The sequence below is a fragment of the Mycobacterium sp. genome (genome assembly GCF_035314905.1).
Lineage (GTDB): Bacteria > Actinomycetota > Actinomycetes > Mycobacteriales > Mycobacteriaceae > Mycobacterium.
The window spans coordinates 13,985-27,036 of record NZ_DATFYW010000201.1; the positions used below are offsets into that span (position 1 = coordinate 13,985).

15 protein-coding genes and 1 pseudogene are annotated in these 13,052 nt (G+C 68.1%); 9 read left to right on the forward strand and 7 right to left on the reverse strand.

Translation table 11 applies throughout. From position 1 onward, the window contains the following. Positions 1-148: 148 nt before the first annotated feature. The 5 genes from VKG81_RS17775 to VKG81_RS17795 all read left to right on the forward strand — a co-directional run bounded on the left by VKG81_RS17775 (position 149) and on the right by VKG81_RS17795 (position 3,702). On the forward strand, positions 149-487 hold the full coding sequence (locus tag VKG81_RS17775; RefSeq protein ID WP_324397868.1) for a hemophore-related protein: 339 nt from the start codon (positions 149-151) through the stop codon (positions 485-487). Positions 488-680: 193 nt separating this feature from the next. Next, positions 681-1,244, forward strand: a complete 564-nt coding sequence (efp, locus tag VKG81_RS17780; RefSeq protein ID WP_324397869.1) for an elongation factor P — start codon at positions 681-683, stop codon at positions 1,242-1,244. Next, positions 1,237-1,704: a transcription antitermination factor NusB gene (nusB, locus tag VKG81_RS17785; RefSeq protein WP_324397870.1), complete on the forward strand. Its 468-nt coding sequence runs from the start codon at positions 1,237-1,239 to the stop codon at positions 1,702-1,704. Before efp ends, nusB begins: the two co-directional genes overlap by 8 nt. Beyond that, on the forward strand, positions 1,701-2,099 hold the full coding sequence (locus VKG81_RS17790; protein WP_324397871.1) for an antitermination protein NusB: 399 nt from the start codon (positions 1,701-1,703) through the stop codon (positions 2,097-2,099). Before nusB ends, VKG81_RS17790 begins: the two co-directional genes overlap by 4 nt. A 283-nt stretch (positions 2,100-2,382) precedes the next feature. Next, positions 2,383-3,702: an HNH endonuclease signature motif containing protein gene (locus VKG81_RS17795; protein ID WP_324397872.1), complete on the forward strand. Its 1,320-nt coding sequence runs from the start codon at positions 2,383-2,385 to the stop codon at positions 3,700-3,702. Here VKG81_RS17795 and VKG81_RS17800 read toward each other — a convergent pair. The 4 genes from VKG81_RS17800 to VKG81_RS17815 form a co-directional block, all read right to left on the reverse strand. After that, positions 3,618-5,507, reverse strand: coding sequence for a hypothetical protein (locus VKG81_RS17800; RefSeq protein WP_324397873.1), 1,890 nt, complete (start codon positions 5,505-5,507; stop codon positions 3,618-3,620). The two genes, VKG81_RS17795 and VKG81_RS17800, sit on opposite strands and share 85 nt — an antisense overlap. Next, positions 5,507-7,216 carry a DEAD/DEAH box helicase gene (locus tag VKG81_RS17805; protein WP_324397874.1) on the reverse strand — a complete coding sequence of 570 codons (1,710 nt, stop codon included), beginning with the start codon at positions 7,214-7,216 and terminating at the stop codon, positions 5,507-5,509. The genes VKG81_RS17800 and VKG81_RS17805 overlap by 1 nt, the downstream gene beginning before the upstream one ends. Positions 7,217-7,349: 133 nt before the next feature. Next, positions 7,350-7,781: a TA system VapC family ribonuclease toxin gene (locus VKG81_RS17810; RefSeq protein WP_324397875.1), complete on the reverse strand. Its 432-nt coding sequence runs from the start codon at positions 7,779-7,781 to the stop codon at positions 7,350-7,352. Then, positions 7,778-8,020 (reverse strand): CopG family transcriptional regulator, encoded by a 243-nt coding sequence (locus tag VKG81_RS17815; RefSeq protein ID WP_324397876.1) that lies wholly within the window; start codon positions 8,018-8,020, stop codon positions 7,778-7,780. Before VKG81_RS17815 ends, VKG81_RS17810 begins: the two co-directional genes overlap by 4 nt. 260 nt (positions 8,021-8,280) lie before the next feature. Here VKG81_RS17815 and VKG81_RS21585 point away from each other — a divergent pair. Then, positions 8,281-8,367 (forward strand): annotated as a pseudogene (locus tag VKG81_RS21585) (hypothetical protein); the annotation flags it as partial. Positions 8,368-8,639: 272 nt separating this feature from the next. Here the strand turns inward: VKG81_RS21585 and VKG81_RS17820 are convergent. The 3 genes from VKG81_RS17820 to VKG81_RS17830 form a co-directional block, all read right to left on the reverse strand. Further along, positions 8,640-8,825, reverse strand: a complete 186-nt coding sequence (locus tag VKG81_RS17820; protein WP_324397877.1) for a hypothetical protein — start codon at positions 8,823-8,825, stop codon at positions 8,640-8,642. A 131-nt stretch (positions 8,826-8,956) separates the two neighbouring features. Continuing rightward, positions 8,957-10,153 (reverse strand): serine hydrolase domain-containing protein, encoded by a 1,197-nt coding sequence (locus VKG81_RS17825; RefSeq protein WP_324397878.1) that lies wholly within the window; start codon positions 10,151-10,153, stop codon positions 8,957-8,959. Continuing rightward, positions 10,150-10,776, reverse strand: a complete 627-nt coding sequence (locus VKG81_RS17830; protein ID WP_324397879.1) for a class I SAM-dependent methyltransferase — start codon at positions 10,774-10,776, stop codon at positions 10,150-10,152. The genes VKG81_RS17825 and VKG81_RS17830 overlap by 4 nt, the downstream gene beginning before the upstream one ends. A gap of 94 nt (positions 10,777-10,870) precedes the next feature. Between VKG81_RS17830 and pyrR the strand changes: the two genes are divergently transcribed. From pyrR to VKG81_RS17845, 3 genes are all read left to right on the forward strand, one after another. Continuing rightward, positions 10,871-11,422 carry a bifunctional pyr operon transcriptional regulator/uracil phosphoribosyltransferase PyrR gene (gene pyrR, locus VKG81_RS17835; RefSeq protein ID WP_324397880.1) on the forward strand — a complete coding sequence of 184 codons (552 nt, stop codon included), beginning with the start codon at positions 10,871-10,873 and terminating at the stop codon, positions 11,420-11,422. Next, entirely contained in the window at positions 11,419-12,369 is a 951-nt protein-coding gene (locus VKG81_RS17840; RefSeq protein WP_324397881.1) for an aspartate carbamoyltransferase catalytic subunit, read from the forward strand. Before pyrR ends, VKG81_RS17840 begins: the two co-directional genes overlap by 4 nt. Next, a partial coding sequence (locus VKG81_RS17845; protein WP_324397882.1) for a dihydroorotase occupies positions 12,366-13,052 on the forward strand: 687 nt, incomplete at its 3' end. The genes VKG81_RS17840 and VKG81_RS17845, both read left to right, overlap by 4 nt.

The window sequence follows — 13,052 nt, forward strand, 5'->3', positions numbered from 1 at the left end:
CGCGGCATACCCGGCTTTGCCCGGATCTCCCCCGAAAGCTGCATCCACAGTTACGGCTAACTACTACGATGATCCTAGACAGCGGTCTGGGTTGATCTCGTCGCCACCCAGCGGTCCACGGTGCATTTGGTTGGAAGGTGTTACGAAAATGGTCAAGCTCTCGTCGACAAGACTGGTTGTCGCGGTTGGCGGTCTGGCATTGTCCTTGACCACTGGGGTCGGGGTTGCGTCCGCAGACCCCGGTCTGAGCTCGGCCATCAACACAACGTGCAGCTATTCGCAGGCGATGGCGGCGCTGAACGCGCAAGCACCCGAAGCTGCCAACGACCTCTCCGCGTCCCCGCTGGCGCAGACATGGTTGAGGACATTCCTCGCTTCACCGGCGGGTCAGCGCCAGCAGATGGTCCAGCAGGCAAACAGCATTCCAGCGGTTCAGCAGTACGTTGGACTGGCCGTGCAAATCGCCAACACCTGCCACGACTACTGAGCGGCTGGGAAATTTCAGCCTCTCGTGCAAAGCGGCAAAGCCTGAGATGCCGCGCTTGGGCCGCGGCAGATGTCGCCGTCGGCTGAGCGTTTGAGCTGTTGGCCGCGGTGCTGGTGCCCGAATCGCCATGTGGCTCTCAGGGCTACGCTGTCACTTGAGAAGAACTGGCGATTCTCTAGGAGTACGACCGACCGTGGCAACGACCGCCGACTTCAAGAATGGGCTCGTCCTGCAGATCGACGGCCAGCTGTGGCAGATCGCCGAGTTTCAGCACGTCAAGCCCGGCAAGGGCCCGGCGTTCGTGCGGACCAAGCTGAAGAATGTGTTGTCGGGCAAGGTGGTCGACAAGACGTTCAATGCCGGCGTGAAAGTGGATACCGCCACCGTGGACCGCCGTGACACCACCTACCTGTACCGGGACGGATCCGACTTCGTGTTCATGGACAGCGAGGATTACGAGCAGCACCCGCTGCCCGAGTCCCTGGTCGGCGACGCGTCGCGGTTCCTGCTCGAGGGCATGCCGGTGCAGGTCGCCTTCCACGACGGCGCGCCGCTGTACATCGAGCTGCCGGTCACCGTCGAGCTGGAGGTCACCCACACCGAACCCGGTCTGCAGGGTGACCGTTCCAGCGCGGGCACCAAACCCGCGACGCTGGAAACCGGCGCCCAGATCAATGTGCCGTTGTTCATCAACACCGGCGACAAGCTGAAGGTCGACTCCCGCGACGGCAGCTACTTAGGGCGGGTGAATGCCTGATCGCGGCAGGCATCAGGCGCGAAAGCGCGCGGTGGACCTGCTCTTCGAAGCAGAGGCGCGCGGGCTGACACCGGCGGAGGTCGCCGACGGGCGCGCCGCGCTCGCCGAATCCCAGCCGGACGTGTCGCGGCTGAACCCATACACCGTCGCGGTGGCGCGCGGGGTGACCGAGCACGCCGCCCACATCGACGACCTGATCACCACTCATCTTCAGGGCTGGACGCTGGAACGGCTACCCGCAGTCGACCGCGCGATACTCAGGGTTGCGGTGTGGGAACTGTTGCACGCCAACGACGTTCCGGAGCCGGTCGCCGTCGATGAGGCGGTGGAGCTGGCCAAGCAGCTGTCCACCGACGAGTCGCCGGGCTTCGTCAACGGCGTGCTGGGGCAGGTCATGCTGGTGACGCCGCAGATCCGGGCCGCGGCCGCGGCCGTCCGCGGGCAGGACCCGACATCGTGAACCGGCACAAGGTCCGGATCCTCGTCGCGAGCATTCTCGCCGCGAGCGTCGTGCTGGGCGCAGTGTTCTGTGCCGCGTTCGGGTGGGCGGTGATCGCCGCCGCGCTGGCCATCTACGCGCTGGGGGCGTGGCTGTACCACTCGATCGAGCGGTACGTCGTCGCCAAACGGGTCAACACGGTGATCGTCGCCAACCGCCTCAACCCGGTCCGGTCGGCGGCGCGGCCGCTGCTCCCGGTGATGGCGGCGATCATGGGCCTCACTCAGGGAGTGGTCAACGCGCTCAGCGACACGTCCGAACTGGACGACGAACGTCGCGAGCTGCCCGTGTGGCGGCTGACTCAGATCACGCGCGGACCTCGCGGCACTCGCAGCAGGAGGGGCCGCGCCCAGTAGCGCTCAGGCTCCGGTCGTCGGAGCCCGCGGCTCCGGAGGCGCGGGGAATTGCGCCGGACGACGTCGAACCCGGTCTGCGCGCAGATGCGCACCGGTCGTTGGCGACGGCCGGCTAGCACATACCACCGACACATTCCCCCGATCGAATGGTGTTTACTGACAACCTATTCGGTTGTGCACAAGGGCTGAGGTTTTCGGCGGGCAGCCCCGAAATTGTCAGGGGGAGCCGCTAGCCTGGAGGCATGTTCGAACACATGAGCGACTCGGGTGTGTGGTCGAAGCGATGGCCGCGTCGGCGCGGGCGGAAAACGCGGCCGGGGCACGGCGGTTGGCCGCGATCGCCGAGCTGTACCACCGGCGTGCGGCCATCGCATCCACCGATCGGGAGCGGTGGTGGCTCGACACCTGGGACGCGGTGGTCGCCGAAGTGTCGGCCGCGTTGTGCACGACCGCCAAGGCGGCCTCGGCGCAGCTGCACTACGGGTACGCGCTGCGCCATCGGCTGCCGGCTGTGGCGGCGGCCTTCGCCGCCGGGGCGGTGAGCTTGCGGCTGGTCGCGACCATCATCGCGCGCACCGAGTTGATCGAGGATCCCGCGGCGCTGGCAGCCGTTGACGGCGCGCTGGCCAAGCGGATCGTGCGGTGGAAGCCGATGTCGGAGCGGCGCACGATCGACGCCATCGACTACTGGATACAGCAGCACGACGCGGCCGCGCTGCGGCGCACCACCGCGGCGGCCCGCGAGCGCGAGATACGCATCCGCCCAGCCGATGAAGCCGGGTTCGCGTTGGTGTGGGGTCGGCTGTATGCCGCCGATGCGGTGGCGTTGGAGCGGCGGCTGACCGAGATGGCCAAGGCGGTGTGCGGTGCAGATCCCCGCACCATGGGCCAACGCCGCGCGGACGCGCTGGCCGCGCTGGCCGCGGGCCGGGAATTGACGTGTCAGTGCGGCAGCCCGGACTGCCCCGCCGAGCCCGCATCGCAGCCCGGCGGTGTGGTGATCCATGTGCTCGCCGAGCCCGCCGCCCTGACCGCGCACGCCCAAACATGCGGGGTCACCAGCGACGACGTGGTGGCCCTCACCGGCGACAAAGTCGGCAGCTCGGTGCGCCTGGAGAAGGACGACGGGCTGGTAACGATGCAACCGGCGCAATCACCGGCTCTGACCGCCGGCCCTGGATTTGTCCTCGGCGGCGGGATCACCCCGGCGCCGCTGATCGCCGAGTTGGCCCGCTACGCCACCGTCATACCGTTGCCGCTGCCCGGGGTCGCCCCCGAGCCGCGCTACCGGCCCTCAGAGAAGCTGGAGTGGCTCGTCAAGTGCCGCGACCTGACTTGTCGCTTTCCCGGCTGCGACCAACCCGCCGACCTGTGCGACCTCGACCACACAGTGGCCTACCCCGTCGGGCCCACCCACCCGTCGAACCTGAAGTGTCTGTGTTGCCGGGCATCGTCCGATCGCCACGCCGGTGAGCACGTCGAGCGCGGCGAACAGGGTGGTGGTGGTGGTGTCTCGGGCTACCACCACCTCTCCGGGCCGAGTCGGAGGCACTTCTGTAGGTCGGCGTCGGCGGCGCGCACCGCGGCTTCCTTGACGCGGTAGGCGGCAGCGATGTCAGCGAAGCGGCCGGTTGTCAGGTTCGCTCGTTGGCACACCATTCGTTCGATTCCGGCCGCGACCGCCGCGGGGCCGTGCGAATCGAGGAAGACGTCCTCGTCGGGCAGCCGCCACAGCGCGGCGAGGCAGCGCAGCACGCCCGGCAGGCCAAATATGGGAATCACGCGCCGCCACAGCAGTTCGCCGACAGGGCCGAGCGGGATCCGGGGTTGCGGCGGCGCGTGCACACCCGTCCGGCCGGGTCCCAGCACCCATCGGCTCAGGTGCGCCGGCTCGAACGGCCGGTCGTAGGGCAGGATCTCGTCGATCTGTCCTGTGCCCCCCGGCGTCTGCCACCGGAGCAGGAACGGGAAGCGATGTCCCGCCGCGGTATCCACGTAGCCGTTGGACGCATGGCGTACGCCCGACGACGCCGTTGTCGTGCGGGCGGCGACGGCGACCAGGTCCTCGGTCGGCGAGATCCCGACCGCCCAGGCGGCGCCCGACGGACCGTACAGCCGGATCGCCGCGGCCGCGGGCGAATCCGGCGCACAGATACGTGCCAGCCGCCGGTCGTTGCGGGCCACCGCGTCCCACACCTTTCCGATCAGCTTGTCGCCGAGTTTCCCGAACTTGGCCGGCGTCGGGCTGGGATCGGTGCGCACCGGCGACGGGCGCTTCTTCGGTGTCGGCGGTTGCGCGACAACCTGTTTCGCCTTCGCGGCTGGCTTCGCCGGCGGTCTCGTGGGCTCGGGCGCGAGCCGGGCGGTCTGTCGGGGAACGCAGCCGGCACACCCGAGCCGTATCTTCGTCGCGACCAGTCGCTCATCGGCACCGCAGTGTGGGCAGGCGATGTCGGTGAAACGGGTCAGCGGGATGAGCCAATCGAGCGTCAGCGGGTAACGCCGGTCGCCGCGGCGGACGTCGACCGGCAAGCGCCATACCGGCACCTCGTAGATGTGCAGCCGATAGGGCCGGACCTCGTGGCTCGCCTGGTACTTCTCCCGAGTCTCGCCGATCCGCCGGGCGCGCTCGTTCCGTACGCTGTTGGCGCGTGCGTCCAGCAGCTCCCGGCGATCGGCAGGTGCTTGCGCGCGCCGACGCTCGATCGTCGCGAGCGCATCACGGTAGTAGGCCTCGACGCGTTCCAGCTCCGCGTCGCGCGCCTTGTCGATGTCATCACCGAGTTCGGATCGCCGCCGCTCGGCGCACTGCTCGATAACCCGGTCCGCAAATCCGATCGCCGCGGTCAGGCCGGTCAGCGACGGCGAACCATCTTTCGGCACTGTCGGCAAGGCCGCGAGCTTCATACTGACGTGGGTTGGGAGCTGGCGTTGCGACTGCACATCCACCCAGCACTCGGCGCATTCCTGGTAGTGGTCGTCGCTGGACAGCGTGTAGTCGACCAGCGCCCCGACACGCAGAATCGCGCGAACCGACCGGGTCGGTGCGCCCGTGGCGTCAATCCGTCCGTGATCGACGATGAGCTGGTTGCGCGCCATCGCCTGCAGGTGCTCGGCCGGGGGTGGCGGCGTGGCGGCCACCGGAACGGCCATCGCGGCAACGTCGCCCACCGCCAGCACCTCGTCGGCGGAGCGACCCAGCGCGGGATGCCCGGCCGAGAGGAAGGTCGCACCGTCCTCGCGAGCGACATCGGGATCGGCGGTGACCTGCAGCACCTCCGGCAGCTCCAGCATCGTCTGCAGGGCCGGTGGGAGCATCACCAGCGTCGTATCGCCGCCGAATTCGGTGAGCCCGCCGCTCGCCTCGATATACCGCAGCCAGAAGTCCAGCCCCACATCGGTGCTCATCACGACGGCTCACCCACTAGGAGGTCGACACCTTCCCTGCTTCGAACATAGCTGCGTCTCGCCTCGGCGAGCGCGTTGCCGAGAGCGTCGAGCCGTCGCTCGAACTCGTCGTCGTCGATGGCATCGACGAACGCATCGAAAACCTCGTTCTCGAAATCGAAGTCGTCATCGACCCGGCCGAGGATCATGTCAAGTTCACCGATGACGAGTTCGAACAGGTTGATCTTTGCCTCGAGCACGTGCATGACCTGTTGTTCGATGCTGCCCCGGCAGACCAGGTTGGTCAGCGTCACGTCGTGTTCCTGCCCGACCCGGTGCAGCCGGCCGAGCCGCTGCTCGATCTGCATCGGGTTCCACGGCAGATCGAAGTTCACCATCACATGACAGAACTGGAGGTTGCGACCCTCACCCGCCGACTCGGTCGACAGCAGGATCGGCGTTTCGGCGCGGAACTCCGCGATCGCCGACTCCTTCTCCGTTCGCGTGAGGCTGCCGTGATACAACGCCGACGACAGCCCGGCACGCTCGACCGCAGCGACGAGCGCATCCAGTGTCTGCCGAAACCCGGTGAACACCAATACCTTCTCGTCCCTGTTGACGTGGCGTCGAAGCAGTTCGACGAGCACACCCACCTTGTCCGGTTCCCGGATGGCTCGGGCCCGTTCCGCGAGGTCGTTCCAGCCGAGCTTCGCCAGCGTCGGTGCGGCGGCCGCGGGGCTGGAGCCGGCCAGCCGGGTCAGGCCGCGCAGGGCCAACCGGGTGCGTCCCGACCCAGTTGCCGCTGCCCTGACTCGCCGGACGATGTCGGCGTACAGGGCGGCCTCGTCGATGCCGGGCGTCACCAAGATCGTCTCGGCGAGGCGCGGCGGCAGCATCACGGCAACCTCGCTGCGGCGATGTCTGACCATCACGTCTCGGGTCCGTACGCGCAGCTCCTCGACGTTGTGCGGCCTCGACTCGAGAGACGCCGCGCCATGTTTGGCGCGGAACTGGGCGGGTGTGCCGAGCAGTCCGGGCGCGACGAGGCTGACTAGCTGGTACAGGTCCGACAGCTTGTTCTCCACCGGCGTTGCGGTCAGCATCAACAGATAACGGGCGCGGAGCCTGCGCGCGAGCTTGCCCGACGCGCTTCGGGGGTTGCGGAGCCGGTGCGCCTCATCGAAGATCACCAGGTCCCAGTTGGTGTCGGTCAGCCTGCCCAGCAGCGGATCGCGGCGAGCGGCGGCGAGCGACGCGATAGTGACCGGCCGGTCCATCCCAGTCTCGCGGGCAAGTGTCGACCCGGATCGGGCGATCGTGGTCGGCAACCCGAACTTCCGCTCGAGTTCGTCGCGCCATTGGTCGACAAGTCCCGCCGGAACGATCACCAGCACGTGGTCGGCGAGCCCGCGCATGCGTAGCTCGGACAGCACCAACCCGGCCTCGATCGTCTTGCCGAGCCCGACCTCGTCGGCCAAGATGCCCCGACCGCGCATCCGCCGCAGCACGGTCCGCGCGGCCCGCAGCTGATAGTCGAACGGCTCGAACCGCAACTGCGGTATCGCAAGGAAGGTGTCGAACCCCGGCCGTGCCCAGACCTGGACGGCGTCATCGACGATCGCGGACCAATCCGGCTGCGGCCGTGCGCCATTGCGCAGCCGCGCCAGCAACGGTAGGTAGGCGGACAGGTCTGCTGTCGACGTCTCGCTGGCGGCGATCGTCACGGTCATGCAGCCTCCCAACGACCTAGTGCGCGCCTGCTTGCGCTGGACGGTACCGGCGACCACCGACATGACCGACGACCCACGCCGATGTGTTACGAATGAGGCGGATGCGATTCGCGGAATGCCCGACCTGACGAAATCAGATCAGCGTCAGGTTACGCGCGCTTGCGCGGCGGACAGCGTTAACGGGAATCGACTGATCGAGAGTCGCGAACCGGCCGCCATTGGCGGTCGCGAGCGCGAGTAGATATGCGTCGGTTACCTGGCGATGCCCGTGCAACCGCGAGTAGTCGATAAGCTCGTCGTCGAGCAGGCTGACCGAACATAGCCAGTACTCGTGATATTCGGTGGCCGCGGCGCGTGCCAACCTGCCGATCGCCTGTGCAGGTGGCACCGGGCTTGGATATCGAGGCTGGCTGATGATTCGAACAAAGCCGTTTTGAGTTATTGCACACGACGCCCAGCCGTGGACGATCTCGGCGTCGACCCACCGGCGAACACGCTCGTGGTCGACGTGATCGCTGTCGAGCAGTGCGATAAGGACATTGACGTCCAGCAGGGCGCGCGTCACACCGCTTCCTCGTCACGCAGCCGGTCGACGAGAGCGTTGGACACGGCGGGCCCCCGATGCTCGAAGGGTTCGAAACCATAGAAGCTTTCCGGCCCTATACGCGGATCGGCGTTTTGCTGTTGCGTCAGCGCCTGCCGAGCAAGATCGGACAGGACCTCGCCTGCGGTGCGGTTCTCGCGGCGCGCGCGTTCCTTCACCGCGAGCAGTACGTCATCGTCCAATGACAGCGTGGTGCGCATGCATCTGATGCTAGCGCATCAATTCGATGGACGGCGGTCGAGCCAGAGCCACCTGCGTGCTGCAGGACCTTCTCCACGTTTCGGTCGCCGCTCTTGCTGAAGTGAAGCGGTCGGGGGTCGCGGGTCCACGGTAGGTAGCTCCGCCAGCGCCTGAGGGCTATCGACTTCGACCCGCAGCTCCTCGTCCACATTCGCGACGCCTAACGCTCACCAACCCGTGGGCACCACACCAAGCTGACCGGACACATTAACAACTTGTCAGCAACCGCAAATGCCTGTGCCGAAAGCACCACCTGCTCAAAACCTTTTTTTCCGGCTGGACCGACCGCCAACTGGCCGACGGCACGGGCAGTCTTGGAAGACACAACCCTAGATTGCCGGTTTAAGCTGCGGCTATTGCGGCGCTAGTGATCGCCGCCGTCGGACTGTACTGCCCGGAATACGGCCAAGAACCGTACTGAGGAGGAGAATCATGAAAGTGAAACTAGACACGATGTCGCTGATCTCCGCGGCCATCGCGGTTGCGATTTGGGTTCTGGTCATCTGGACGGCCATCGCGGCGATCGTCGCACACATTTAGTCCCTTCAACACAGGACGCCTCGGCCATCGCGGGAGGGGTCACCCGCTTAGCGCCGTGCAGGCCGTCGCGGGCACCGTGATCTGGACTTCGCCGAGCGGGCAGCGGTTCACCACCGTGCCCGGCAGCCGCTTGCTGGTTCCCCAGCTCAGCCGGCCGACCGACGAGCCGGCGCCGATGCAGCCCATGTGCGACCCCTGCGCCAACCGCGGCGTGATGATGCCCACCCGTCAACGCACCCGGACCGCTGACCGTGCACTTCGGCGCCGACACGAGCGCGCCCTGAACGAAATCGACATCGCCAAACGCGACGCGATAGCCGCCGAACCACCGCCCTTCTGAGCTGACGGCATACGCATCAGGCGTCGAGAGCCTTGTAGGTCCGCCGCACGAACCTCGGCAACGCCGTCATCAGCTTCGCCTGCGACGCGTTGCCCGCCACCGCGACCGCCGCATCCGCGGACAGCGTCGGATGGTTCTGCACCAAGTAGATCAGGATCAGGTCGCGCGTCGGATCTGCCTGCCACCACGTCCCGTAGGCGCCGGGCCAACTGAACGTTCCCAGACCGCCCGGCCCGAACAACGGCGTCGATTTTGCCGGGTCGGTCACCACCGACAGGCCCAGCCCGAACCCGCGGCCGACCCAGTAGGGCGAGCCGAGGAACGGTATCCGCTTCTGCTCGGCGGTCAGCCGGTCGGTGCGCATCAGGCGCACCGAGTCGGGTGACAGCACGGGCGATCCGCCGCCCAGCAGCATCGTCACGAAACGCAGATAGTCCTCGGCCGTCGACCAGAGCCCTCCGCCGCCCTGGCAGAACTCGGGCGGCGAGATCCGGGGCGGCCCCATTACGTCGTGCCGCAGCCGGCTGTCCTCGTCGAGCGTGTACATCGTCGCGGCCCGGCCCCGAGCGTCGGGGGAGACGAAGAAACCGGTGTCCGTCATGCCCAGCGGCTCGAAGATCCGCTCGGACAGCACCTCGTACAGCGCTTTGCCCTCGATCCGCGACAGGATGATGCCCAGCACCTCGGTGGCGTGGCTGTAAGTCAGCCGGTCACCAGGCTGGTGCAGCAGGGGCAGTTCCGCCAGTCCCGCCAGCCAGGTGTCCGCGTTCTGGCGCACCGGCAGGCGCAGATACGCCCGGGAGATCGGCCCCGTCACCGAGAACGCGTAGGCCAGGCCGCTGCGGTGCGTCATCAGGTCCTCGATCGTGATGGGACGCTGCGCGGGAACGGTTCGGTCCAGCGGGCCCTCGGGGTCGTCGAGCACCCGCATGTCGGCGAGCTCGGGCAGCCAGCGGGTGACCGGATCACCCAGTGCCAACTTGCCTTCTTCGAGCAGGGTGAGTGCCGCGGCGGTGGTGATCGGCTTGCTCATCGACGCGATCCGGAAGATGGTGTCGCGCCGCATCGGCAGCCGCGCCTGGACGTCTCGATATCCGATTGCGTTGTGCTGGCTCACCTCTCCGTTCTGCCAGACGAGCGTCACCGCGCCGGAGAGCAGACCGGCCTCGACTGCCTCCCGGATCGACGCCTGGTTACCGTCGAGGTTCCTCAACGGCGCCGGGCTTCAACGAGGAAGAACGCCATCGTGGGCCCGTCGGGCCGCTGCACCGTGGTCGGCTCGATCGAGGTGATGTCCCAACCGGCCGCGCCGAACACGTCACGCAGCGTCTGTTCGGACACCACCGGCCGTGGCCACTCCGCGTCGTCGGCGTCCGCGTCGGAGAAGCAACTCAGCAGCAGCCGGGCGCCGGGGCGGGTAGCCCGGTGCAGCGCGGCGGCGTAACCGCGCTTGCCGTCGTCGTCGAGGCAGTGGAACATGCCGCTGTCGACCACGGTGTCGAACGCGTCGGAGTAGCCCTCCAACTTCGTCGCGTCGGCGACCGCGAACCGCACGTCCACCCCGGCGTGCGCCGCCCGTCTTTCGGCGGTGATCAGCGCGGTCGGGGAGATGTCCAGGCCGGTCACCGAATGGCCCTGCTGCGCCAGGTAGATCGCGTTGTCGCCGAGCCCGCAACCGATGTCGAGCACGGCGCCGTGAACCAGGTCAGCGGTTTGCCAGCCGACCACGGACTCCTTGGGTGCCTTGGTATCCCACGGCGGTGACGGCATCGCCGGCACACCCTCGGCCGGGCTCTCGCCACGGTAAAGCGCGTCGAAGTCGAAGTGCGTGGTCATGCAGGCCACGGTAGCGCGCAATGGTAAGCTCGCCGGAGTTCGACATCCTTTAACGATCCGTCCGGCGAGGCGGAGAAGGAGGTCTGGTTGACCCGTGGGCAGCACGACTGACCGGGAATTGATGTCCGCGGCGGACGTGGGCCGCACCATTTCCCGCATCGCCCATCAGATCATCGAGAAGACCGCCCTCGACGGGCCCGACGCGCCGCGCGTGGTGTTGCTGGGCATCCCGACCCGCGGCGTCACGCTGGCCACCCGGCTCGCGGCCAAGATCCATGACTTCGCCGCCGTCACCGTCCCGCACGGCGCGCTCGACATCACGCTCTACCGGGACGATCTGAACTTCAAGCCACCGCGACCGCTGGAAGACACGTCGATCCCCGAGGGCGGCGTCGACGACGCGCTGGTCATTCTCGTCGACGACGTGCTGTACTCCGGCCGCTCGGTGCGCTCGGCGCTCGACGCGCTGCGCGACGTCGGCCGGCCGCGGGCGGTGCAGTTGGCGGTGCTGGTCGACCGCGGCCACCGGGAGCTGCCGCTGCGGGCCGACTACGTCGGCAAGAACGTTCCCACGTCGCGTATCGAGAGCGTGCACGTGCTGCTGACCGAGGACGACGGGCGGGATGGGGTGGTGATTTCCCGATGACGAGGCACCTGCTGGCCGCCGCCGACCTGAGCCGCGACGACGCGACCGCGATCCTCGACGACGCCGACCGGTTCGCGCAGGCGCTGCTGGGGCGCGAGGTCAAGAAGCTGCCCACGCTGCGCGGTCGCACGATCATCACGATGTTCTACGAGAACTCGACCCGCACCCGGGTGTCGTTCGAGGTGGCGGGCAAGTGGATGAGCGGGGACGTGATCAACGTCAGCGCGACGGGATCGTCGGTCGGCAAGGGCGAGTCGCTGCGCGACACCGCCCTCACCCTGCGCGCCGCGGGCGCCGACGCGCTGATCATCCGCCACTCGGCGTCCGGCGCGGCGCAGCAGCTGGCCGAATGGACCGCCACCGAGGACGGCGGCCCATCGGTGATCAACGCCGGCGACGGCACCCACGAACACCCGACGCAGGCCCTGCTCGACGCGCTGACGCTGCGGCAGCGCCTCGGCGAGATCGAGGGTAAGCGGGTGGTGATCGTCGGCGACATCCTGCACAGCCGGGTCGCCCGGTCCAACGTCGTGCTGCTGAACACCCTCGGCGCCGAAGTGGTGCTCGTCGCGCCGCCCACGCTGCTGCCGGTCGGCGCGGCGGGCTGGCCGGTGACGATCTCCCACGACCTCGACGCCGAGCTGCCCGTCGCCGACGCGGTGCTGATGCTGCGGGTGCAGGCCGAACGCATGACCGGCGCGTTCTTCCCGTCGGCGCGCGAGTACTCGGTGCTGTACGGCCTGTCCGATCGACGGCAGGCGATGTTGCCCGGGCACGCGGTGGTGCTGCACCCCGGCCCGATGCTGCGCGGCATGGAGATCTCGTCTTCGGTCGCTGATTCAACGCAATCTGCTGTGCTGCAACAGGTTTCCAACGGCGTGCACGTTCGGATGGCGGTGCTGTTCCACCTGCTCGTTGGCGCCGAACAGGGGGCGGTGAGCGCATGAGTAGCGTCCTGATCCGCGGGGTGCGGCTCTACGGCGAGGGCGAGCGCGTCGACGTGCTGGTCGACGAGGGCCAAATCGCCGGCATCGGCCCCACATTGGACATCCCCGACGACGCCGACGTCATCGAGGCGATCGGCCAGGTGCTGCTGCCAGGGTTGGTCGACTTGCACACTCACCTGCGCGAGCCGGGCCGGGAGTACGCCGAAGACATCGAAACCGGTTCGGCGGCAGCGGCTCTGGGTGGCTACACGGCGGTGTTCGCGATGGCGAACACCAACCCCGTCGCAGACAGCCCGGTGGTCACCGACCACGTCTGGCACCGCGGTCAGCAGGTCGGCCTGGTCGACGTGCACCCGGTCGGCGCGGTGACGGTCGGCCTGGCCGGTGAGCAGCTGACTGAGATGGGGCTGATGAACGCCGGTACCGCGCAGGTACGCATGTTCTCCGACGACGGCGTCTGCGTGCACGACCCGCTGGTGATGCGCCGCGCGCTGGAGTACGCGACCGGTCTCGGGGTGCTGATCGCCCAGCACGCCGAGGAACCGCGGCTCACCCGCGGGGCGGTCGCCCACGAAGGCCCCACGGCGGCCCGGCTCGGGCTGTCCGGCTGGCCACGGGCGGCCGAGGAGTCGATCGTCGCTCGCGATGCGCTGCTGGCCCGCGAGGCCGGCGCCAGGGTGCAC